At 39.5% G+C, this 22001-nt stretch carries 20 protein-coding genes and 4 pseudogenes; 12 read left to right on the top strand and 12 right to left on the bottom strand.

Going from position 1 to position 22001, the window contains the following annotated elements; all coding sequences use genetic code 11:
- The first annotated feature begins 23 nt into the window (after nucleotides 1–23).
- Both ACFJIZ_RS00400 and ACFJIZ_RS00395 read left to right on the top strand, forming a co-directional pair.
- Nucleotides 24–662, top strand: a complete 639-nt coding sequence (locus ACFJIZ_RS00400) for a tRNA pseudouridine synthase A (protein WP_379089618.1) — start codon at nucleotides 24–26, stop codon at nucleotides 660–662.
- A complete protein-coding gene (locus tag ACFJIZ_RS00395; RefSeq protein WP_379089616.1) occupies nucleotides 652–822 on the top strand; it encodes a hypothetical protein in 171 nt (56 codons plus the stop codon). Before ACFJIZ_RS00400 ends, ACFJIZ_RS00395 begins: the two co-directional genes overlap by 11 nt.
- Before the next feature lie 226 nt (nucleotides 823–1048).
- Here the strand turns inward: ACFJIZ_RS00395 and ACFJIZ_RS00390 are convergent, their stop codons facing one another.
- Both ACFJIZ_RS00390 and ACFJIZ_RS00385 read right to left on the bottom strand, forming a co-directional pair.
- Entirely contained in the window at nucleotides 1049–1606 is a 558-nt protein-coding gene (locus ACFJIZ_RS00390) for an ABC transporter permease (RefSeq protein ID WP_379089614.1), read from the bottom strand.
- The gene (locus ACFJIZ_RS00385) at nucleotides 1581–2279 is read right to left on the bottom strand and encodes an ABC transporter permease (RefSeq protein WP_379089612.1); all 699 of its coding nucleotides are present in this window, start codon (nucleotides 2277–2279) and stop codon (nucleotides 1581–1583) included. Before ACFJIZ_RS00385 ends, ACFJIZ_RS00390 begins: the two co-directional genes overlap by 26 nt.
- A 70-nt stretch (nucleotides 2280–2349) precedes the next feature.
- On the opposite strand from ACFJIZ_RS00385, the gene ACFJIZ_RS00380 reads away from it, so the two are divergent.
- From ACFJIZ_RS00380 to ACFJIZ_RS00370, 3 genes are read left to right on the top strand one after another with little or no spacing between them, the layout of a single operon-like run.
- Nucleotides 2350–3594, top strand: a complete 1245-nt coding sequence (locus tag ACFJIZ_RS00380; RefSeq protein WP_379089611.1) for an exo-beta-N-acetylmuramidase NamZ domain-containing protein — start codon at nucleotides 2350–2352, stop codon at nucleotides 3592–3594.
- Between the two features lie 12 nt (nucleotides 3595–3606).
- Nucleotides 3607–3825, top strand: a complete 219-nt coding sequence (locus tag ACFJIZ_RS00375) for a hypothetical protein (protein WP_379089610.1) — start codon at nucleotides 3607–3609, stop codon at nucleotides 3823–3825.
- A 32-nt stretch (nucleotides 3826–3857) separates the two neighbouring features.
- Nucleotides 3858–4784 carry a ketopantoate reductase family protein gene (locus ACFJIZ_RS00370; RefSeq protein ID WP_379089609.1) on the top strand — a complete coding sequence of 309 codons (927 nt, stop codon included), beginning with the start codon at nucleotides 3858–3860 and terminating at the stop codon, nucleotides 4782–4784.
- Nucleotide 4785: 1 nt separating this feature from the next.
- Here ACFJIZ_RS00370 and ACFJIZ_RS00365 read toward each other — a convergent pair whose 3' ends face one another.
- Nucleotides 4786–5124, bottom strand: coding sequence for a hypothetical protein (locus ACFJIZ_RS00365; protein WP_379093806.1), 339 nt, complete (start codon nucleotides 5122–5124; stop codon nucleotides 4786–4788).
- The gene (locus ACFJIZ_RS00360; protein ID WP_379089607.1) at nucleotides 5111–5833 is read right to left on the bottom strand and encodes a DNA topoisomerase IB; all 723 of its coding nucleotides are present in this window, start codon (nucleotides 5831–5833) and stop codon (nucleotides 5111–5113) included. Before ACFJIZ_RS00360 ends, ACFJIZ_RS00365 begins: the two co-directional genes overlap by 14 nt.
- A 62-nt stretch (nucleotides 5834–5895) precedes the next feature.
- Here ACFJIZ_RS00360 and fmt point away from each other — a divergent pair, with 62 nt between their 5' ends.
- On the top strand, nucleotides 5896–6804 hold the full coding sequence (gene fmt / locus ACFJIZ_RS00355) for a methionyl-tRNA formyltransferase (protein ID WP_379089605.1): 909 nt from the start codon (nucleotides 5896–5898) through the stop codon (nucleotides 6802–6804).
- A 55-nt stretch (nucleotides 6805–6859) separates the two neighbouring features.
- On the opposite strand, the gene ACFJIZ_RS00350 is transcribed toward fmt, so the two are convergent.
- The 3 genes from ACFJIZ_RS00350 to ACFJIZ_RS00340 all read right to left on the bottom strand — a co-directional run bounded on the left by ACFJIZ_RS00350 (nucleotide 6860) and on the right by ACFJIZ_RS00340 (nucleotide 9637).
- Complete coding sequence (locus ACFJIZ_RS00350) at nucleotides 6860–7609, bottom strand: hypothetical protein (protein ID WP_379089603.1); 750 nt, start codon at nucleotides 7607–7609, stop codon at nucleotides 6860–6862.
- Nucleotides 7610–7768: 159 nt separating this feature from the next.
- Nucleotides 7769–8605, bottom strand: coding sequence for an aminotransferase class IV (locus ACFJIZ_RS00345; RefSeq protein ID WP_379089601.1), 837 nt, complete (start codon nucleotides 8603–8605; stop codon nucleotides 7769–7771).
- A gap of 3 nt (nucleotides 8606–8608) precedes the next feature.
- Nucleotides 8609–9637: an RluA family pseudouridine synthase gene (locus ACFJIZ_RS00340; protein ID WP_379089599.1), complete on the bottom strand. Its 1029-nt coding sequence runs from the start codon at nucleotides 9635–9637 to the stop codon at nucleotides 8609–8611.
- Nucleotides 9638–9832: 195 nt separating this feature from the next.
- Between ACFJIZ_RS00340 and ACFJIZ_RS00335 the strand changes: the two are divergent.
- Both ACFJIZ_RS00335 and ACFJIZ_RS00330 read left to right on the top strand, forming a co-directional pair.
- Nucleotides 9833–10873 (top strand): annotated as a pseudogene (locus ACFJIZ_RS00335) (DUF6588 family protein).
- 52 nt (nucleotides 10874–10925) lie between these two features.
- Nucleotides 10926–11804: a 1-aminocyclopropane-1-carboxylate deaminase/D-cysteine desulfhydrase gene (locus ACFJIZ_RS00330; RefSeq protein WP_379089598.1), complete on the top strand. Its 879-nt coding sequence runs from the start codon at nucleotides 10926–10928 to the stop codon at nucleotides 11802–11804.
- Here ACFJIZ_RS00330 and ACFJIZ_RS00325 read toward each other — a convergent pair.
- Nucleotides 11796–11987 carry a hypothetical protein gene (locus tag ACFJIZ_RS00325; protein WP_379089596.1) on the bottom strand — a complete coding sequence of 64 codons (192 nt, stop codon included), beginning with the start codon at nucleotides 11985–11987 and terminating at the stop codon, nucleotides 11796–11798. The genes ACFJIZ_RS00330 and ACFJIZ_RS00325 overlap by 9 nt on opposite strands.
- 258 nt (nucleotides 11988–12245) lie before the next feature.
- On the opposite strand from ACFJIZ_RS00325, the gene lat reads away from it, so the two are divergent.
- On the top strand, nucleotides 12246–13577 hold the full coding sequence (lat, locus tag ACFJIZ_RS00320) for an L-lysine 6-transaminase (protein ID WP_379089594.1): 1332 nt from the start codon (nucleotides 12246–12248) through the stop codon (nucleotides 13575–13577).
- 143 nt (nucleotides 13578–13720) lie between these two features.
- Nucleotides 13721–14125 carry a hypothetical protein gene (locus ACFJIZ_RS00315; protein WP_379089592.1) on the top strand — a complete coding sequence of 135 codons (405 nt, stop codon included), beginning with the start codon at nucleotides 13721–13723 and terminating at the stop codon, nucleotides 14123–14125.
- On the opposite strand, the pseudogene ACFJIZ_RS00310 reads toward ACFJIZ_RS00315, so the two are convergent.
- Nucleotides 14126–15486, bottom strand: a pseudogene (locus tag ACFJIZ_RS00310) (acyl-CoA dehydrogenase family protein).
- A 146-nt stretch (nucleotides 15487–15632) separates the two neighbouring features.
- Here ACFJIZ_RS00310 and ACFJIZ_RS00305 point away from each other — a divergent pair.
- A complete protein-coding gene (locus tag ACFJIZ_RS00305) occupies nucleotides 15633–18746 on the top strand; it encodes a SusC/RagA family TonB-linked outer membrane protein (protein ID WP_379089591.1) in 3114 nt (1037 codons plus the stop codon).
- 17 nt (nucleotides 18747–18763) lie between these two features.
- Nucleotides 18764–20134 (top strand): RagB/SusD family nutrient uptake outer membrane protein, encoded by a 1371-nt coding sequence (locus ACFJIZ_RS00300; protein ID WP_379089589.1) that lies wholly within the window; start codon nucleotides 18764–18766, stop codon nucleotides 20132–20134.
- Between the two features lie 70 nt (nucleotides 20135–20204).
- On the opposite strand, the pseudogene bshB1 reads toward ACFJIZ_RS00300, so the two are convergent.
- From bshB1 to ACFJIZ_RS00285, 3 genes and pseudogenes are all read right to left on the bottom strand, one after another.
- A pseudogene (gene bshB1 / locus ACFJIZ_RS00295) lies at nucleotides 20205–20920 on the bottom strand (bacillithiol biosynthesis deacetylase BshB1).
- A 6-nt stretch (nucleotides 20921–20926) separates the two neighbouring features.
- Entirely contained in the window at nucleotides 20927–21478 is a 552-nt protein-coding gene (locus ACFJIZ_RS00290) for a glutathione peroxidase (RefSeq protein ID WP_379089587.1), read from the bottom strand.
- 4 nt (nucleotides 21479–21482) lie between these two features.
- A pseudogene (locus ACFJIZ_RS00285) lies at nucleotides 21483–21952 on the bottom strand (DUF4294 domain-containing protein).
- Nucleotides 21953–22001 lie beyond the last annotated feature (49 nt).

Below are 22001 nucleotides of genomic sequence, written 5' to 3'. Positions count from 1 at the left end.
TTTGCGGGCTAAAACCCATTCTTTTGAGATATTTCTTTCATATTGGTTATAACGGACATACCTACAGCGGCTGGCAGCGACAGCCCAAGGTAAATAGTGTGCAAGAAGTAATCGAAACAAAGTTGAGCCAGATTTTTAAGACTCCAATAGCGATCAATGGTTGCGGCCGAACGGACTCTGGCGTACATGCCAGTCAGTTCTTTTTTCATGCAGATATTGAACAGCCTTGGGATTTTGACCTCTTGTTTAGGTTAAATAAAGTTCTGCCTCATAACATTGCAGTTTTTGACATCATCCCGATGGAGGGGAAACAACATGCTCGCTTTGACGCCGTACAGCGTAAATACGATTATTATCTACATACTTATAAAAACCCATTTTTAAACCAACTGAGCTCCTACTATGCGCTTGGCGAATTGAAATTGGAGGAGATGAAAAAGGCTGTAGCCTTGTTGCCGAAATATAAAGATTACCGTGCCTTTTGTACCTCGCCTGATAAAAATGAGCATACCATCTGTAATGTAATGGATGCCCGTTTGTATACCTCTGCCAATGGCGACCATTACCGTTTCCATATTGTATCTAATCGGTTTTTAGGAAAGATGATCCGGGATCATTACTGGCAATCTGTTAAAAATTGGGACTGGCAACATGAGTGTTGATGAATTTGAAAACCTACTGATTACCAAAGCAACCCCTGGGATGTTGGAGATTGCCCACCCTACTGGCCTTTACCTTTCTAAAGTAACCTACCCCTACCTCAATTTACCATTGCGAACAGAGTTCTCGGGCCTTCAGCAAAAAGATTGGATAGCAATTTAATTAGTTCATTGGTATCATTGTCTTCGACAAGCTCAGACTGACATTGGTTCATTGGTATCATTTGTTCATTGTCTTCGATAAGCTCAGATTGACATTTGTTCACTGTATCATTTGGTCATCGGCAGCTGAAAACTGCTATCTACTATAATCTTTGAACTTTCAGACTCCCGGACTTCTGAACTTCCAGACTTCCCAACTTTTTAACTTTCCGACTTGGGCACTCGCCCTACTTAAACCTGATCGCCTTTAGCGGGCTGATCGTACTCACCAACATTGAAGGGATGATCAACACCAAAAAGCAGATCACCACAGTAGCTACATTTAGCAATAACACATCTGTAAAATGGATTTGGATAGGCACATAAGAAAGATAATAATTAGTTTGGTCTAATTTAAAAACCTGAGTGTACTGTTGAAGATAGCCTAGCCCTAAGCCAAGTATATTTCCCAATACCAAACCTATCCCTACCAAATAGACCGCATTGTAAAGAAAGATCTTCATTACACTGATATTCGATATGCCCAATGCCTTTAACATACCAATCATCGTTGTACGCTCCAAGATCATCATGATCAAAGCCGTTATCATGTTGATGACCCCAACGATCATCATTAAGATCAACAATACTTTGGTATTCACGTCCAACAATGAAAGCCAAGTAAAAATTTCAGGTGTACTTTCCATTACAGACCTCGACCGCAGTTTCAGTTCTAAGTTGGCATAGATATGATCGGCAATGGGTTGTAGGTTCTGGAAATCATTCGATCCTGACCTCAATGCCACCCATTTGGTTGGGCATCCAATTGTTCAAGCTCCTGATCAGGTCGATGTTACCCAATACAAAGCTTTTGTCTATGTTTTCTATACCTACACTATAGATGCCCACCACAGTCAGTTTTCTACGTTTAGGTGGATTTTGGATAAAATGCATCAAAAAAATATCGCCAACCTTAAGTTGTAAACGTTTGGCCGTATAATCAGAAATCAAAATCTCTTGGGCTGCTTTTGCACTATCAGCAAAATTGATGACCCGACCACTGATCAAATGTTTTTTGATGAAATCCCAATCGTAGGTTTGATCAATGCCTTTAAAATTGATACCTTCTACCTCATTATTTGCCGAAATGATGGCCGGTTTGGAAGCAAATGGGTAATACGATTTGATATTAGGGTTGTGCTTAAAAGCATTGATGGTCGTATCGTTGGGTACAAACGGAGCCTTTTCAAAAGAGCCATTCAGATCGTACCGATACACCTGTACATCGCCGATAAAACCACGAACCTTATCTTGTATCTCTGTTTTGAAACCCTTGATGATCGCAATGGAAAGAATCATCACAGCCAAACTCAGCATTACACCAGCAATGGCAATGCGCACAATGAGCTTCGAAAATGTTCGCTCAGATTTGATGGCGATCCGCCTTGCGATGAAATATTCTATATTCAAATTTTGCAATAAATTGTAACTTAGCAAAAATGCTGATTAGATTTCGATTTAGCACATAATACTTTTAAAAAACCTAACCATGAACAAATCCCTAGTTGTTTTCAAGACCTTACTTCTCGTTTTTGCCCTTAATGCTTGTGGGCAAGGTACCACGACCAAGACTAAATCAAACCTGCCTAAAACAAACGTTCGCAACAACAAATTGATGACGGGTGCAGAGCAGACCGAAAAATACCTTCCTTTGTTAAAAGGAAAAAGAGTGGGCATGGTGGTTAATCCAACTTCTATTATCGGCAATCAGACTTCTGTAGATAGTTTGCTAAAGCGTGGAGTAAATATTGTGAAGATCTTTGGGCCTGAACATGGTTTTAGGGGAGATGCAAGTGCTGGTGTACATGTAGATGATGCAGTTGATGCTAAAACAGGTATCAAAGCGATATCACTATATGGAAAGCACAGTACGCCAACCAAAGAAGACTTGGCCGATGTAGACATCATGATCTTCGACATCCAAGATGTGGGTGTTCGTTTCTACACCTATATTAACACTTTGCAACGGGTAATGGAGGCTTGTGCCGAAAACAATAAAGAGGTAATGATCTTAGACAGACCAAATCCTAATGGTTTTTATGTAGACGGACCAATTTTAGACCCTAAGTTTAAATCGGGCATCGGTATGCAACCTATTCCTATTGTACATGGTTTAACCGTTGGTGAATATGCCCAGATGTTAAATGGTCAGGGTTGGTTAAAAGACAAATTGAAATGTAAGATTACCATCATCAAAAATGCCAATTACACGCACGATATGCCTTATGTTTTACCTGTAAAACCATCACCAAACCTAAATACAGCGCAATCCATCCTATTATATCCTAGCACCTGTTTATTTGAGGGTACTTATCTAAATCATGGCCGTGGTACCCAATTTGCATTTACCATGGTTGGTGCACCTTATCTAAAAGGAAAGTTCGACTTCTCTTATGTGCCTAAAAGTATCAAGGGCATGTCTGAAACGCCATTGTTCCAAGACCAGGTTTGTTACGGTTTAGATCTAAGAAATTACGATACTTCAAACTTTAGGAAGACAAAAATGTTAAACATAAGCTGGTTACTTGAACTGTACAAAGCTTCTCCTAAAAAGGAAGATTTCTTCAACTCTAAATTGAGCAAAGAAATGGGCACAATTGAAAAGTTAATCGGCGTAGATACATTTAGACAGCAGGTAATTGATGGAAAATCTGAAAAAGAAATCCGTGCCAGCTGGGAACCAGGATTGAGCCAATACAAACAAATGCGTAAAAAGTATCTGCTCTATCCATAAAAATGGATACGTATGAACAAGGAAGAAAATAAAAAAAGCGAAAAACCTGCCAGTAATTATTTAGAACCTCAACCAAAAGGTAAAGTAGACAAAGGGAACAAAGCTGTTAAAAAGACAGAAGATACGGTCTATAAAAAGGAACCTGCTACAGTAAAAGATAAAAACCCTGCAAAGCGCAGGGAAGAAAGTGAACAACCAGTTCATCCGATAAAGAAGGAACCTAAAGCATAAACCAAGAACTCTTGTTAAAACTCACTTTATAGATGATTGATCAAATTAAAATCGTTGTTGCTGGAATTGGTGGCGTTGGGGGTTATTTTGGAGGTTTGTTGGCTAAAACATACGAAAACAGCAAAGAGCTTGAAATCTATTTCATTGCAAGAGGTACGCATTTAAAACAAATTCAAGAACATGGCCTAAAAGTAATCAAAGGCGGAGATGAATTTATTGCAAAACCTTATCTAGTCACCAAAAATCCACAAGAGGTTGGTATTTCAGACTATATCATTGTCTGTACCAAAAACTATGACTTAGCAGCAATTCTGGATCAATTGAAGCCTTGTGTTGGCCCACAAACGGTAATCGTTCCGCTATTAAATGGTGTAGAGGCAGTTGAAAAAATCAAGGCCCATTTCCCTAACAACCTTATCGCATTTGGCTGTGCCTACATCGTTGCGGCAATCAAAGCACCTGGAATCATAGAAAACATGGGGAACCGACAAGAGATACATTTCGGCTTAGACCATACTGATGATGAACGTTTGGTAAAACTTGAAAAACTGTTAACAAAAGCTAAGATAACAGCAGCTTATTCGCAAAACATCTTACCTGTAGTTTGGGAAAAATTCATTTTCCTGTCTTGTATCGCCACCGCAACTTCTTATTTTGACAAAAGTGTAGGGCAATTGCTTCAACAAAACCGTGATACATTGATCAATCTATTAAATGAGGTAACCGCTCTTGCGCTAAAAAAAGGCATCAAGGTAAATTCAGAAATCGAGGCGAAAGCCATGGCACATTATGAAACATTACCTTACGATGCCACTTCATCAATGCATCGGGATTTTAGCCAAAATAAGCCACAAACAGAACTGAGTTCATTAACAGGTTATGTGGTTAAAGAAGCGCAAGCAATGGATTTAGCTATCCCACTATTCGATCAAGCCTATCAACAACTGCTTAAAAAGTAACCTAGTTTTTAGATTTGACCTGTTTTAAAAACGCCAACAAAACCTTTTCATCATTTTGCAGTGCAATAGCATGATCAATACCTGCCGGGGCAATCTTCTTAAGGTACTTTTGCAATCCATCTTTCTCATAAACTTCCAACAATGCCGGAAAAACATAAGAACTTTTGCAGACAGCTCTGGTATTGCCCAATTTGCTCGCTACACAGTCTAAAACGGTCACTACGACCTTCTTTTTAGGCAGATCAAGGTTTTGTTGCGTACAATAAGCCAATTGCCTTAAGGCCTCTAAAGTACCTCCCCAAGTCCTAAAGTCTTTTGCCGTAAAATCACACCCCGTAATTTCCCGGATATAATTGTTGATCGATTCCTGAATCTACCGCCTTGTGCTGCTTCCCAGTAGTATAAAACTGAAACAATTCCTGACCAGGAATATCTTTACATTTTTTAACCAGTTTGGCCAAATTCTGATCATTCAGCTCTACTTCTTGTTTTACTCCTTTTTTACCAATAAAGCTTAAAATAGATTGTCCACCTGATTGTTTAAAGTGCTGGTCTTTTAGCGTACTCAAGCCATAGCTACCATAAGTTTTTTTGTAGGTTTCATTGCCTATCCTGATCAATGTTTTTTGCATTACCTGCATACAAATGGCCAATACCTTTCTTTCATCAAGTGCTTTTCTTCTCAGGTCTTTTGCAATCTGTTTTCTAGCGGCTGGCAAGGCTTTGCCAAATTCCAAAAGTCTAAAATATTTATGGTCTGACCTTCTCGAAGTCCAATCTTGGTGGTAACGGTATTGCTTTCTACCTGCAGCATCTGTACCCATAGCCTGTAGATAACCATTTTTCTTTGGCGAGATCCAAACATCCTGCCATGCTGGTGGCAATACCAGTTTTTTATTCCGATCCAAATGGTTATCATTTGCTATTCGTTCTCCTTTTCGGTCTACATAATAAAAATGACCAGGTTTCCCTTTTCTATAAATGCCTGGCATAGCCGGATGAACATACACTAAACTACTAGAATCAATCACTTCAGCAACTGGAACCATATCTATTTAAGGAAAAATATGAGTGAAATTTTTAGTTATTTTGTTGTTTAAAACAACACTACATGAAAATAGTTTTTATGGGTACGCCCGATTTTGCAGTAGCCTCTCTAAGCGCCTTAAAACAAGCAGGTTTAGATATTGTTGGGGTAGTAACCGCAGCAGACAAGCCAGCTGGCCGTGGGCAGAAGTTGAATGAAAGTGCCGTAAAAAAATATGCTGTTGAACAAGGCTTGAGGGTTTTACAACCCCTTAAACTAAAAGACCCAGCATTTATCGAAGAGCTGAAATCGTTAAAGGCCGATCTATTTGTAGTGGTTGCTTTTAGGATGTTGCCCGAAATAGTCTGGAATATGCCACCAAAAGGCACCATTAATCTGCATGGTTCATTATTGCCTCAATACCGTGGTGCCGCTCCTATCAACCATGTCATCATCAATGGAGAAAAGGAAAGTGGCGTAACCACATTTTTCTTAAAACAGGAAATTGATACTGGCGATATTATCTTTTCTGATGCCATTGCAATTACCGACGACGAAAGCGCAGGCACCCTTCACGATAAACTAATGGTAGTTGGCGCAAATCTATTGGTAAAAACGGTTAAGGCTATTGAAGCCGACGACTATAATGAAGTACCACAACCGCAGAGCGACGAATTGAAAACCGCACCAAAAATATTCAAGGATTTTTGCAAAGTGGACTGGAACCAATCCAGTCAAACCATTTACAACCTGATCCGTGGACTAAGCCCTTACCCAACTGCTTTTTGTACACTAAATGATAAAAGCCTAAAAATATTTAAGGCCGAACTAGAAGTTAAAGAACCGGGTATTTCTCCGGGCGCTTTTTTAACCGATGGTAAAACTTACTTAAAGTTTGCGGCAAAAGATGGCTTCATCAAATTGATTGATGTACAATTTGAAGGAAAGAAAAGAATGTTGATTGATGAGTTTTTGAGAGGAATGCGTCTATAAATATGAACAAACAGGCAGGCCAATAAAGCACTGCCTGTTGTCTCATTTCAATGGTTTAACGATTATAAGCATCTACAGCACGCTCTATATCCCTTGCGCCTGATCTTTGGACTAAAAATCCGCCTAGGCCTAAGCCAGCACCAACGCCCATCAATACGAAACTACCAGTATAGCTCTTCGTTTCGTAGTTTGGCATGTTTCCAAAGGTGGTACCATTTTGCCTAAGGCCACTACCAGAAATAAGAGTAACCATGCTGGCCACAATTGCTGCCCCTGCGGCCACATACATTACGGTACCAGTTCTCATGCTTTTTCGGTAGCCCTCTAACAGGTCCAAACTTTTTTGGTTGTCTGCCAAATCTGCCCTTAGGTTATAATAATTTACCTTTTTTAAATCAGATGTGCCTTTGTTATAGAACATTCGGGTGTTTACAGCTTGCTGCCTCCTATCTCTAAACCTGTAATAATCCATCTCGAATGGAATTGGATCATAAACCACCTCCTGATAAAGATTGATTTTTCCATCTATAATTCTTTCAGCAAATGAAGTTACCCCGAAAAGATTAAGCTTTCGGGTATTGGCAAAGAAGCCATCCTCATTGTTAAAGAATTTGATGCTTTCCATTGGTACTCTTCTGGAATCGGCTCTTAATACCCAATTGCCTGCAAAATCAGGTCGCAACCTGATCTTTTGCGCATGGATTACAGAATCGGAATAGAGTTGAACAAAATTTCTGGATTCGTTCACTTGCGAACGAGCGTTAAGGCCATAGCAAGCCATAACGATGATGAGTAGTTTTTTCATATCGGTTTACATTTGTGTGTGGCCAATAAAGCACAAACTTCATTCCGAAAAACTTTCTGTAAGCAATAAAATACAATTTGGGATGCAGGAAATTTAAAGCCTAAAGTAGAAAGCTATACAACTCATCACTTCGGACTTCCAACTCCAGACTTATAACTATCACAAGGCATTCAATTTCGCACTCAGTGTTTTAGCCACTTCGTTGAAATATCGTTTTCTGCCATAACCCATCACCCATCTGATCCCACTACTGGCATTGGTTACAAACACTTCCTCTGTCTCATTTAAGATCTCTGGATTGATCTGTGCCTCGATCAAAGGGATATGGTGTGTTTTAGCCAGTTTCAAAACTACACTTCGCATTACTCCTGCTACACAGCCTTCAGAAAGTGCTGGTGTATAGATCTGTTTCTGATAAACTACAAAAACGTTAGAGCTGGTACTTTCGCACAAGAAGCCATTTTGGTTCAAGATAAAGGCCTCATCTAAACGATGCTGCTTTTGATACAGGCCAGCCATTACATACAATAACGCATTGCTTGTTTTATAGTTGGAGAATTTATTGATCGGTTTGGTGATTTCATCATAAACGTCAATGATCAGTCCCTTTTGGTTCAGTTCGTATTCAGTTTGTGCCAAAGAACTGGCTTCTAACAGATAGCCAACCTTGTTGCTTTGGGGAGTATACAGGCCCTCACCATCACGATAGATGGTCAATCGGAAACGTACATTCCCATTAAACCTGTTCTTTTTAAAAAGTTCGGCAGTTTTTTGCCTCAAAAAATATTCATCAAGCAAGGCGTAACCTTCCATTTTCAAGGCCTTCATCCCAGCACGTAAGCGATCTGCATGCTGTTCGGCAAATTGGAGCTTTCCATTGCACATGCGCATCGATTCAAATAGGCCATCGCCAAATTTAAAACTGCGGTTGCTTGCCTTGATTACTGCTTCGTCTGCAGCAAAAAATTCATCATTTAATAAAATGTATTGTGGCATAGCTTATTGCGATAGTAATGAATAATTTCTCCATTTCGTCAAAACAGCATCAAAATCGGCAGGCAATGGCGCTTCAAACTCCATGTATTCTTTGGTGGTTGGATGAATAAAACCTAAAGTTTGCGCATGTAGAGCTTGACGTGGCATCAACTCAAAACAATTACTTACAAATTGTTTGTATTTGGTAAATGTAGTTCCCTTTAAGATCTTATCACCACCATAATTGGCATCACTAAAAAGTGGGTGACCGATATGCTGCATATGCGCTCTGATCTGATGGGTTCTACCAGTTTCCAATTGACAACTGATCAGCGTTACATAGCCTAAGCGTTCTAAAACGCTATAATTGGTTGCAGACCATTTGCCTTTTTCCTCATCATCATATACATCCATCACGATCCTGTTCTTCAAACTTCTACCAATATATCCTTCTACCCTTCCGTCTTTTTCAATATCGCCCCAAGCTAATGCAATATATTTTCTTGTGATGCTATGATCAAAAAACTGTTTCGCCAATTTGGTCATGGTAATCTCGTTCTTACTGATCAGCAAAAGTCCTGAGGTATCTTTATCTATGCGATGCACCAAACCTGGTCGTCCATCATTGCCAGGTAAAGTTGGCAATTGTTCAAAATGATAGGCCAAAGCATTCACCAAAGTACCCGTATAATTGTTAAAGCCTGGATGCACCACCATACCTGCTGGCTTATTAACTACCAACAGATCAGCATCTTCATAAATGATATCAATGGGAATATTTTCTGGATAAACTTCTGTATCACGGGGTGGATGCGCAAAAACAATAGATATCTCATCAAATGGTTTAACCTTATAACTGGATTTTACAGTCGCCTTGTTGACCAACACATTGCCAGCATCAATTGCATTTTGGATACGGTTTCGTGAAGCATTTACAATACGGTGCATCAAAAACTTGTCAATTCTTAACAGCGACTGTCCTTTATCTACGACAATATTAAAATGTTCAAATAAATCCTGCTCTTCTTCCTGGTCAATAATATTGTTTTCCATGCCACAAAAATAGGATTAACAATTTGATAATTTAAAAAAAAAGAATTTGGTCCATTTTTTGCAAGGAGCTTGTTCTAATCTATGGTCCACATGAAAAACCTTACTCAAAATGTAAAAATTTTAATCAATTTTTTTCCTTATCTGATCAGAAAGATATACTTTCGTCATTGACAACCAATCAGATATAGAAAGAAAATGAAAAAAAAATCATCGATACTCAGATCTTTATTGACTCTGAGTTTTTTTGTATTACCCCTATCCCTATTTGCGCAAAATGATATCGGCGATTTATTCAAGTCGGGTCCAGAAGATGCCACAAAACTAGTTTCAGCATATGCCAACCCACTTTTTAAAGGCTTGGGTGTTGGTTTAAATTCAGGCTGGACCAATACTGCTAAAACAAGAGGACCATTAAGGTTTGAACTTAGAATTACAGCTACCGCAGCATTTGTACCAACAGCAGATCGCTCTTATGATGTAAACCAACTTGGGCTAAAAGACATCAGACCTGTAAACAAATTTGAAAGTACCGGCCCTACGGCATTTGGTAAAGACCAGGAAGGTGCCGAAATGGAGTTTTATAGCAATGGGATCTCTAGTGGTGGCTTTAGGTTACCCAAAGGCTCTGGTCTTAATTTTGTCCCTTCTCCGCAAGTACAATTAACTGTGGGCATCGTAAACAATATCGATGTATCATTCAGGTATGTTCCAAAAATTAAACTAGGTGATGATGCTGGCAACCTGAATCTTTTTGGTGTGGGTGCAAAAGTAGAGCTGATCCCACTCTTTATGGGTAAAAAACCAAAAATTACGCCAATAGATCTTGCAGTAGCTTTCGGGTATACCAAGGTAAACTATAACATTCCGCTAGACATCAACAACCAATCTACTTCTAACCAACATGTTGATATCGAATTGAATGGATTTAGTGCAGAAGCTATTGTTTCTAAAAGATCACATTCTTTACCCCGTTTGCTAGTGTTGGCTACAATTCTTCTAAGTCTACCTTAAAGGCTTTGGGTACCTATGAGTTTGATGTACCAGTTACACCAGCTACACCAACCGGAAAGAAAACGTATGTAAGATCCAGTGAGTTTAGACCAAACAGATGTAGGCGGCATGAAAGCCTCAGTAGGTTTCCAGCTCCAGTTCGGCTTCTTTAAATTATATGGTTCTTATACCGCATCAAAATACAGCTTTGCAAATGCTGGTATTGGATTCGGGTTTGGCAAATAATATTTTTAAACCTCATTTAAAAAGCTTCTCTTTGGAGAAGCTTTTTTTATACATGCAGATTTTCAGCCCCATACAACGAGTCCATTTTTCACCATTAAATGATGTTTTTGTAAAAAGAGACGACTTGATAGACCCTTATATCTCGGGCAATAAATGGCGAAAACTCAAACATATTTTAGCAGATGCAAAAGTTAGGGGCAAAACACACCTAGTTACTTTTGGAGGGGCCTATTCTAACCATTTGGTAGCGACTGCTGCAGCTGCAGCGCGAAACAATTTAAAAGCTACTGCATTTGTACGTGGCGAACAGGTAGAAAATGAAATGTTATTGATCTGCCGTTTATTTGGGATGAACCTGATTTTTACCGACCGCGAAAGTTATCAAAACAAACCAGCTTTATTCAATGCTCATTTTAATTCAGTTAAAGAATCTAATTTTATCGATGAAGGTGGTGCAAGCACATTGGCAGTAATGGGTTGTGCCGAAGTGATCTCAGAATTACCTGCACATTTCGACCATATTTTTTGCGCAGCCGGAACTGGCACTACAGCTGCAGGCCTATTGAAAGGAATAAACGAGCACAATCTGTCTACCCAACTTCATGTGGTTCCAGTTTTAAAGGGAGGGGATTTCATCAAAGACGAAATCCTCAAATACGAGCACAACATTAACAAATTAGAGCTACATACCGATTACCATTTTGGAGGTTACGCCAAAACAACACCAGCATTGCTCCAGTTCATCAAAAATTTCACCGCCGAAAGCGGAATGTTGATTGACCCCGTTTATACTGCAAAAATGTTCTATGCACTCACAGGTCTTGTTCAAAAAGGTCATTTCAAAAAAGACGCCAAAATCCTGGCCATCCATACTGGTGGATTGCTTGGAATTTTGGGCATGCGGGATAGACTAAATGAGGTTTTAAGATAGTTTTACCTTGGTAGCTCTCATTTTATGGTTTTCTGTTTCCACTTCAAATGCTACTTCGTCTAAAATCTCTACTTCGTGAGGGCAGTCGGCCTTAGAAAAGCCATATTCTATATTTGTACTGTTATCCTTAATGTTTCCAATCCCTTTGATTGAGTTGAAACTAATTACTACTCCATATCTCATACGCCCGTTTTTTAAATGTAGGGTAAGGTAGTCATTATTTATCAGGGATTTTTTTAAATAAAATCGACCCCAAAAGAAGAAATTTAGCGGTTTTTGATTTTTTTATTTTTCCACAATTCTTAAAAACCGCACATCTTTTAGACAAAAAGTAACTTTAAACAGTTTAAACCTAGTTTTTGCCTAAAAAGCTCAAATAGTGCTTAAATTTGATAATTAGGCACATTTTGCTACTTTTGAAAATACCAAAATATAAAATTTATGTACAAACTTAGTGTAGCGCCAGACCAGGTAAACCAAACTTTACAACAACATATTTTAGCAGATGGTTTCGACCTTACCTACGATATGGAAAAAAGTAATGGTGCTTATATTTATGACTCTAAATATAACCGCCAACTGTTAGACTTCTTTACATGTTTTGCATCAGTCCCTTTGGGTTATAACCACCCGAAAATGATCAATGACGAGGCCTTTAAACATAACCTACTTTTAGCGGCCTTAGCCAATCCGTCAAATTCTGACGTATATACACAGCAGTATGCCGAGTTTGTATCTACTTTCTCTAAAGTGGGTATCCCTTCTTACTTGCCACATGCCTTTTTTATTGCAGGAGGAGCCTTGGCGGTAGAAAATGCACTTAAGGTAGCGATGGACTGGAAAGTACAGAAGAATTTTGCAAAAGGGTATAAAGAAGAAAAAGGATTCAAGAACTTACATTTCGAAAAAGCATTCCACGGCCGTAGTGGATATACTTTAAGCTTAACCAATACTTTACCAGATAAGACAAAATGGTTTGCCAAGTTTGATTGGCCTAGGGTATCTGTTCCACAAATCAAATTTCCTTTGGTTGATTCGAATCTGACAACTGCCGAAGAAACCGAAGCTGCTTCTATTGCGCAGATCAAAAAAGCATTTGCCGATAATAAAGATGAAATCTGTGCGATATTGGTAGAACCTATCCAATCAGAAGGTGGAGATAACCACTTACGTGAAGAGTTTTTGATTCGGCTTCGCCAATTGGCTGACGAAAATGAGGCCTTTTTGATCTTTGATGAAGTACAAACTGGGGTGGGTCTAACTGGAAAATTCTGGTGCCATCAACACTTTAGCGAGCAAGCCCAACCTGATATTGTTGCCTTTGGTAAAAAAATGCAGGTTTGTGGAATTTTGGTTGGCAAAAAAGTAGAAGAAGTAGAAGGTAATGTCTTTAATGTACCTTCTCGTATCAACTCAACTTGGGGCGGTAACCTGGTAGACATGGTACGTTCTACGCAGATCTTAAATATTCTCCATGAAGACGAATTGTGCCAGAATGCAACTGAAGTTGGCGCGTATCTAAAACAGAATTTGGCTCAACTGGCAGAAAAACATAGTAAAATGAGCAATGTACGTGGTCGTGGGTTATTATGTGCCTTCGATTTCCCGACCAAAGAAATGCGCAACAACTTTATCCAAAAAGGGATGGAACACAATGTAATGTTCTTGGGTTGTGGTAACCAGACCATCCGTTTCCGTCCAGCTTTATGTATCGAAAAGAAACATATCGACCAAGGTATGGAAGCCATGGAAAAGATTTTACCAAGCATATAAATAAACAAAGGTCTGGATCTGTAATCGAGACCATGTGTTACAATTCATAAAATATCAAGCTGAGCCTGTCGAAGACCAGTGCCCAAATGCTTCGACGGGTTCAGTATAATGATCTTAAAACTTACTTCAATCAACTTTCTTTTATGCGTAACAAAGCTACCAAGATTATATTTGCCCTATTGATCATAGCTTTGGTAGGTTGGATATTGAAAGATACTTTTACCCAATCGGGGATTGAAGACCTTAAAGGTGGTTTTACACAGAAAGCCACTTACCGAAATGACAACAACACTGGCCCCATCCAAAGGATTTATGCCGTGGCTGTTAAAGATACTACCGGAGCAGAATTGATCAAATATGGCAACCTGATGCCACACAGCAAATATGGGAATACCAAAGTCTATTTCTTTTTAGAAGGAAGTCAAATCCCTGCAAAGTTATTTCCAGGTACCGAAAACTTCGATAAACAGTACAATTCTTCTTGTTTTGCCCTTTATGAAAAAGGTGCAATGGGTAATTTCGGACTGACCAGAAACCCACTACCTTAGTTAAACAAAAGCAGAAAATCCGGTTATTGCCCTACCCACGATCAAGGTATTGATCTCTTTGTCCCTTCGTACGAATAAATAGCTTCGGCATCTGCCACAAATCTAGCTACATCATATTCCAATAAAATACCATTACCACCCATTACTTCTCTTGCCCTACTTACTACATCCCGGGTGCGCATTGAACAGAAGACTTTAGCCAACGAAGCATGTTCATCTGTTAACAACCCTTGGTCTTGCAGCTGCGATAAACGGAAACAAAGTGTTTGCATAGCAGTTAAATTCGATAACATTTCTACCAGATGGTTCTGAATGAGTTGGAAAGAAGCAATTGGCCTTCCAAATTGTTTACGCGTCTGGGTATACTTCAAAGCAGCTTCATAAGCACCTCTTGCACAACCTACCGCCTGCCAAGCTACCCCTGCCCTTGTCATTTGTAAAACCTTAGCCGTATCTTTAAATGAATTGGCATTTTGTAAACGGTCTGCCTCTTCCACTTCACAGTTTGTTAAAGTGATCAATCCATTCTGCACAATCCTTAAAGCCATTTTATCCTGCATTTTTTCTACGGCAAAACCTTTGGTACCCTTGCGGACTAAAAATCCCTTCACTTGGTTATCATCAAGGTCTCTGGCCCAGATAATCGTCACATCTGCAAATGGCGCATTACCTATCCATTTTTTCTGACCATTTAAGATCCATTTATCCCCATTTCTCTTAGCCGTCGTTCCTAGGCCACCAGCTGCCCCAGAACCAACTTCGGGCTCTGTTAAGCCAAATGCACCAATGGTTTTAAATTGTTGCATAGCAGGCAGCCATTGCTGTTTCTGAGCCTCAGACCCCAACAAATAGATAGAACCCATGGCCAAACCACTTTGTACGCCAAAAAATGTAGACATAGAAGTATCTATCCTTGCCATTTCCATGGCCAATATCCCTTCCATTAAATTCGATTTACCGGCACAACCATAGCCTTTATAGGTAAGTCCGCAGATGTTCAACTCTGCAATTTTAGGAATAAGCTCAAAGGGAAATTCTGCTTTCAACCAATACTGGTTAACGATTGGCTTGACCTCTTTTTCTAAAAATGCCCTAACTTTCAATTGCAAAGCCCTATCCTCATCTTTTAAGGCTTCATCACCCAGATGGTAAAAATCGCCCTCTACGGCAGGTAATGGTTTGCTTTTACCTTTTGACGACATCAGTTTCATTAAGCCTTGCCACTGTTGGTCGTCTAAGTGTGTTGCTGCATCTAGCATTTTTGGCAAGTCTACCTTTTTTGAAAGTTCACTTAGTTTTTCGAAGTCTACACTTTTAAAAAGTTGATACGCATTTTTTAGGGAAGAGAATAAATTAGCCATACTACTTATATGTTTAACAATTAACGTTTTTATGCCGTTTTTGTTCGCTGTGTTAAGAAATTTGTATAAAAATGTAATTTTCTTATTACGAAATGTAATTAACATTTAGTAAATTCATAATCAACTAATTATTAATCTAATAAGCTATGAAAAGAAAACTACTGTTGCTATTTGCAACGATTTTGAGTCTGGGCAGTATTGCTTTAGCCCAAAACAGAACAATCAGCGGAAAAGTAACCGATACCGCTGGCGTTGCCTTACCTGGTGTAAGTGTATTAATTAAGGGAACTAACCTAGGCACCCAAACTGATAGATTAGGTGCATATACCATCAGCGTACCTAATACTGCAAAAACACTCATATTTAGTTACATCAGCTATGTGGACAAAGAGGTTGAGATTGGAAGTTCGACCACCATCAACGTAAATTTAAAAGAGAACCTTTCAAACCTGAACGAGGTTGTGGTGATTGGTTACGGTACATTGAATAAGAGAGATGTTGTGGGTGCACAATCATCTGTTAAATCAAAAGACATCGAAAACCTACCGGTTACCAGTTTCGAATCTGCTTTACAAGGTAAAGCTACAGGCGTAATGATCTCTTCGCAGAATGGAAAACTTGGACAGGGGATTACCGTAAGGGTTAGGGGCGCCTCATCTGTTACAGCAGGTAGCGAGCCTTTGTATATTGTAGATGGGATTCCTGTTACCTCAGGAGATTTATCCAGTACAACTGCACCAACCAATGCCTTGGCCGATATCAATACCAATGACATTGAATCAATCGAGGTGTTAAAAGATGCATCAGCCTCTGCCATCTATGGTGCACGTGCTTCCAATGGAGTTGTGCTCATTACCACCAAACAGGGTAAGGTTGGCAAAACGGTAATCAGCTTTAATGCCCTTGGGGGTATCAGCACTCCTTCTAACCATAGGGAATTCTTAAACTCACAACAATATGTCCAGTACCTGAGGAGAGCTGGTCAAGGTAGGGCCAAACAGGATTTTTTAAATCAAGACCCCAGCGACCCAGATTTTGATACACTTCAAGAGGCACTTGATTATTATAGTGGGATTGTAGAGGGTAGACTAAACCGTTACTCGGCAGGCAATAATGATTACCAGACCTACAAGGTAAACTCTGATTGGGAAGCCGCAGCTTTTCAGAACAATCCAGCGATGCAGCAGTACGACCTAAACTTGACAGGTGGTAACGAAAAGACCAAATTTTACATTGCAGGGCAAGCCCTAGACCAAAAAGGCATTTTGGTTGGCAATAGTTATAAAAGATATAACGGAAGGTTAAATGTAACGACCAAGGTAAATGATTTTATTGAGGTAGGTGCCAATATCAACTTCTCCAATAGTATCAACAACAGACTTTCAAACGACAATGCCTTTTCAAGTCCATTACAGGCAGTGGCACTTTCGCCAATCACTCCATTTATTGATCCCCGATCAGGCTTGATCAGCGGTACTTTACCAGGATCTGCATCTAACTATCCTTTGTACTATAACCCTATGATATCCATTGGTAATGCTTTTTATAAAGCAACCGTATACCGTACCATAGGTAAGGTTTTTGCCAATGTAAATATCGCAAAGGGCTTGAAATTTAGTACCGACTTCTCTATCGACAACCTTAACCAAAACGAAGAGAGTTATTATGGCTCTTTAACTTTTAGGAATACAGGCAACAGCGACGGAAACGGCGACAACATTTCTACATTCGTGATCAATGCGAATACCAACAATTATTTCAGCTACAATAGCAATATTGGAAGTAGAGGTAAATTTGATGCCATTTTAGGGGGGAGTTATCAAAAAGCAACTTCAAAGTTCAGTACCATTACTGGTACGGGTTTCCCGAGTGATGCCTATAAAAAATTAGAAAGTGCAGCCACCAAGGTTACTGCAACCAGCAACGAAAACGCATTCAGCTTTTTATCTTATTTCTTTAGAGCAAACTATAAATATGCTGACAAATACCTGATTGGTTTTAGTGTGAGGGCCGATGGTTCGTCACGTTTTGGGGCAAACAACAGGTATGGTGTTTTCCCAGCAGGATCATTAGGCTGGATCATATCAGAAGAGGATTTCTTAAAATCAAACGAAAATATCAGCTTGTTGAAACTGAGGGTAAGTTATGGTTTAACAGGAAATGCAGAAATCGGCAACTACTCTGCACGTGGTCTATTTAGTGGTACTGGAGCTTATGGAGGCATTCCAGGTCAAATTCCTAACCAGATTGCCAATCCAGATCTAACTTGGGAAAAAACAAAACAACTGGATATTGGTCTAGATTTTGGAGTCTTGAACAACAGGCTTACAGGTAGTTTTGACTATTACAAGAAAAATACAAATGACCTGCTGTTGAACGCACCGGTACCTCAAACCACTGGTTTTTCAATCAGGACACAAAATTTAGGAAAACTGACCAACAATGGGGTTGAATTGGGACTGAATAGCGAAAACCTTACAGGGGCATTCAAATGGTCTACCAGCTTAACCGCATCTTATAACCAAAACAAGATCACCGATTTAGGCGGACAGGTATTAAATGGCAACGAGATCAATGCCGCTATTGCCGGACAACCGATTGGTGTATTTTATTTACCTGAGTATGCGGGTGTAGTACCTGCCAATGGCGATGCATTATACTATCTGAATACAAAAGACGCCAATGGCAATGTAAACAGAGGAACCACTACAGATATTAACCAGGCTCAAAGGATATTTGCCGGAAATCCCAATCCAAAATATATTTTCGGATTAGGCAATAACCTTTCCTTCAAAAACTTCGACTTGAATATCTTCTTCCAAGGTGTACAAGGCAATAAGATCTTCAACTCAGGTGGCCAATACATGAGCGCAAATGGATCAGGTGGTTACGATAACCAAACAACGGACCAAATGAAATATTGGGACAAACCAGGTGACATTACCGATGTTCCTGAGCCCCGTTTGGGAACTGGCAATGGTGGTGGAAATTCGACCAGATACATCTCTGATGGCTCTTACATCCGACTAAAAACATTGACATTAGGCTATAATTTCCCTGCAAATGTTTTAGGCAAGATGAGGTTGAGCAAATTGAGGGTATTTGCAACTGCCCAAAATCTAGCCACATTTACCCGCTATAAAGGATGGGATCCAGAGGTAAATGCTGATTATCAAGCTACAAATATCAATCAAGGGGTCGATTTTTATTCAGCTCCACAACCAAGGGTAATTTCATTTGGTATCAACATTGGCCTATAACGTAAAAAGAACAGATCATGAAAAATACATATTTATATCGATTAATATTTGCATCAATGCTGTTGGTCATCACCGCAACATCATGCAAAAAAGCACTTGAAATCAACCCAGTTGATGACATTGAGCAAGGTAAGGCTCTACTCACCTCAAAAGATGTAGAGGCTGCATTGGTTGGGTCGTACTCGGCGCTCGCTAGTAGGAATTTTTATGGTGGTAGGCCTTTGTTAATGGCTGATTTTCTGGCCAATACCAATGCCATAGAATGGGGTGGAACTTTTGAGGAATTGACCCAAACCATCAATAAATCTTTATTAAACACCAATACCTTTGTTGACAATGTTTGGCAAAGTGGTTATACCACCATCAATGATGTGAACAATGTGCTAAGTGCGCTTGACAAGGTGGATGCCGCTAAAAAGAACAGAATAGAAGGCGAAGCAAAGTTTATTAGAGGCGCTGTTTACTTTGATTTAGTGAGATTGTTTGGAAAAGCCTATAATGATGGGAACCCTACAACCAATCTTGGTGTTCCGATTGTGCTTACCCCAACTACAAGCGTTACAGAAGCCAGTTATGTAAGTAGGGCAAACGTTGCAGCGGTGTATGCGCAGGCAATTGCCGACCTAACGGATGCAGAAGCAAAATTACCTGCTACAAATGGCTTTTTTGCCACCAAGTTTTCTGCCGCAGGTATGTTGGCCAAACTTTATTTGCAGATGGGCGATTATGCAAAGGCTGGAGCTGCAGCCAATCGTGTAATTTCTTCTAACAACTATAGTTTAACCACCACTTATGCAAAAGCATTTCCTGTGATGGGTGCAACTGCTGGTGTAAATACAACTGAAGACGTATTTGCCATACAGGTAACTACATTAACTGGCTTTAATGGCTTTAATGAGTTTTATGGATCTTCTACTTATGGAGGAAGAGGTGAAGCTGTAATTTCTCAAGATTGGATAGATGCCACCTATGACCCTGCAGATGACCGAATCAATAGTTTTTATGATGATGAAGGCGCAATGTATACTGCTAAATATGCCAATATTTATGGCAATGTTTCAATCATCAGATTGGCAGAAATGTACTTGATCAGAGCAGAATGCAACCAACGTTTAGCACCTGCGGCACCGATCGGTGGACAAACGCCATTAGCGGATCTAACTACGATAAGAGACAGGGTTGGCTTAACCACCACTTCAGCAACGTTGGCGGATATATTGAATGAAAGAAAATTGGAACTTGCTTTCGAAGGGGCTTCTTTGCATGATGCCAAACGTACACAAACCAATATAGGCTCATTGGCCTGGAATGCAAATTCGCTTGTTTTTCCAATTCCACAACGAGAAAGAGATGCCAACAAAAACTTGGTTCAAAACCCTGGTTATTAATTGGCTGATATAATTTAACAAAAAAGGCCGACCCTCAAATGAAGGTCGGCCTTTTGATTTGCTAAGCAAGCTATCTTAAGTTGAATAGACTATCAACTCCCAGCAGTTTTCTGGAAGTAAAACCTTCTGCATAAGTGGCCCCAACACTCTTACCAAATTCGCGGGCCCTCGAAATTACAGCCTCCAAAAACTCTGGCGATGAAATATAGGTTTGTGGCTCTTTGTTATCAGGACTATCAAATTGTGTTTTAAAGGCTCTGATTGCCGCCAATTTGGTCTCCATAAAATCAGTAATGTCTATGATCACATCAGGTTCAATATAACGGTCTTGGATATATTGCAAAACCAGTCTTGGTCGCCATGCAGTTTGTGCAACACCATCAAGCTGAGTTTCTATCCTTCTTAGTCCAGATAAGAAAATGGCGTCATTTGCCAAATCTCCTGCCCTGCCATGGTCTGGATGCCTATCATGCAAGGCATTGGTCAATACAATTTCTGGTTGGTATTTACGTACCATTTTAATGAGTTCCAATTGGTGTTGCTCATCATTTTTAAAAAACCCATCTCTCAATTTCAGGTTTTCACGTACGTGCAGGCCTAAGATCTTGGCCGAATCGGCCGCTTCTCTATCTCTAATTTCTGCAGATCCACGGGTACCGAGTTCACCACGGGTAAAATCAATCATCCAACTTTTTTGCCATCTGCAATGTGCTTCAATAACGTTCCTGAACAACCCAATTCCGCATCATCAGGGTGTACCGCAAAAACAAGTATATCTAACTTCATGTTTGTTTATTTCTCTATATTTAATTTTTCATTGGCCTTGGCAGCTTTACCAATATTGGCCTCATCCAACAGGCGTTGGATTTTCTTTTTCACCTTTGAAGAACTTGGCTTGGTAAAAGAATAAAAATAATCAACTACCTCTCCATTTTTGTTGACCAGATATTTATGGAAGTTCCATCTTGGCGATGAATTTACATGTCCATTCAGTTTCTTATCACTTAAAAATTTATACAGTGGGTGTGCTTGTGCTCCCCTCACCATTATTTTTTCGAATACTGGAAATTTAACACCATAATTCACTTCACAAAACTCATTGATCGCTTGCCCATCCAAAGGTTCTTGCCTCCCAAAATCATTCGATGGAAAACCTAAAACTTCAAAACCTTGTTCAGCATACTCCGTTCGTAAATCTTGAAGTTCCTGTAGTTGAGGGGTAAAACCACAGCCAGATGCTGTATTGACTACCAATAGTACTTTTCCTTTATAATCGGACAAAGTTTTTTCTTTACCATTTAATAATTTGACTTTAAATGGGTAGATGGTTGGAGTAGAATTCATGCTTTTATTGATAATAACCAGAATTGACAATGATTGCCTCAATGTCTCTATCTTCTGTAGCGCTGTAGGTTGTTTTTAAATTATGACCAACAACTCTAGCCACTAATTGATAAGAGAACGCTGCAAACCCACCTTTTGTTTGCTTGACAATGTCATAAGTGGTTCTTCCAACTTCTCGATCAATTAATTTGGTTAATATCTGACCTTGAGTAATGGTCAATTCTTTGATTTCGGTATTGAACATGTTCTTGATCTCTTGTCACAGTCTTTTACCAATTTCTTCTGCTCTTTCTTATCTGGTGTAACGGCTAAATCCCGTTCCAGCTTTTCGTATCTCGCTTTGGCAAACTTGGCATAGGGCATCACCTTCATTACATTGTACCTTAATCTATTATAAGCAGCTTGATCCGCTACAGATTTAAAGGTTCTGGTACCAAAAACTACAATTTCATCAAGAATAAAGAAAGGAATCATGTAACCGTTGTCAACAGTTGACATTACCCTTATGGTATCATTTTTACCT

Origin of the sequence: Pedobacter sp. UC225_65 (assembly GCF_042698365.1) — a bacterium.
Taxonomy (GTDB): domain Bacteria; phylum Bacteroidota; class Bacteroidia; order Sphingobacteriales; family Sphingobacteriaceae; genus Pedobacter.
This window is presented reverse-complemented; position numbering and strand designations above follow the sequence as displayed.

Coding starts and splice junctions, on each gene's coding strand:
- lat (WP_379089594.1), top strand. CDS start 12,246: ATGTACAAACTTAGTGTAGCGCCAGACCAGGTAAACCAAACTTTACAA.
- fmt (WP_379089605.1), top strand. CDS start 5,896: ATGAAAATAGTTTTTATGGGTACGCCCGATTTTGCAGTAGCCTCTCTA.
- ACFJIZ_RS00380 (WP_379089611.1), top strand. CDS start 2,350: ATGAACAAATCCCTAGTTGTTTTCAAGACCTTACTTCTCGTTTTTGCC.
- ACFJIZ_RS00315 (WP_379089592.1), top strand. CDS start 13,721: ATGCGTAACAAAGCTACCAAGATTATATTTGCCCTATTGATCATAGCT.
- ACFJIZ_RS00345 (WP_379089601.1), bottom strand. CDS start 8,605: ATGCCACAATACATTTTATTAAATGATGAATTTTTTGCTGCAGACGAA.
- ACFJIZ_RS00370 (WP_379089609.1), top strand. CDS start 3,858: ATGATTGATCAAATTAAAATCGTTGTTGCTGGAATTGGTGGCGTTGGG.
- ACFJIZ_RS00300 (WP_379089589.1), top strand. CDS start 18,764: ATGAAAAATACATATTTATATCGATTAATATTTGCATCAATGCTGTTG.
- ACFJIZ_RS00350 (WP_379089603.1), bottom strand. CDS start 7,609: ATGAAAAAACTACTCATCATCGTTATGGCTTGCTATGGCCTTAACGCT.
- ACFJIZ_RS00305 (WP_379089591.1), top strand. CDS start 15,633: ATGAAAAGAAAACTACTGTTGCTATTTGCAACGATTTTGAGTCTGGGC.
- ACFJIZ_RS00360 (WP_379089607.1), bottom strand. CDS start 5,833: ATGGTTCCAGTTGCTGAAGTGATTGATTCTAGTAGTTTAGTGTATGTT.
- ACFJIZ_RS00395 (WP_379089616.1), top strand. CDS start 652: ATGAGTGTTGATGAATTTGAAAACCTACTGATTACCAAAGCAACCCCT.
- ACFJIZ_RS00325 (WP_379089596.1), bottom strand. CDS start 11,987: ATGAGATATGGAGTAGTAATTAGTTTCAACTCAATCAAAGGGATTGGA.
- ACFJIZ_RS00290 (WP_379089587.1), bottom strand. CDS start 21,478: ATGAATTCTACTCCAACCATCTACCCATTTAAAGTCAAATTATTAAAT.
- ACFJIZ_RS00375 (WP_379089610.1), top strand. CDS start 3,607: ATGAACAAGGAAGAAAATAAAAAAAGCGAAAAACCTGCCAGTAATTAT.
- ACFJIZ_RS00340 (WP_379089599.1), bottom strand. CDS start 9,637: ATGGAAAACAATATTATTGACCAGGAAGAAGAGCAGGATTTATTTGAA.
- ACFJIZ_RS00330 (WP_379089598.1), top strand. CDS start 10,926: ATGCAGATTTTCAGCCCCATACAACGAGTCCATTTTTCACCATTAAAT.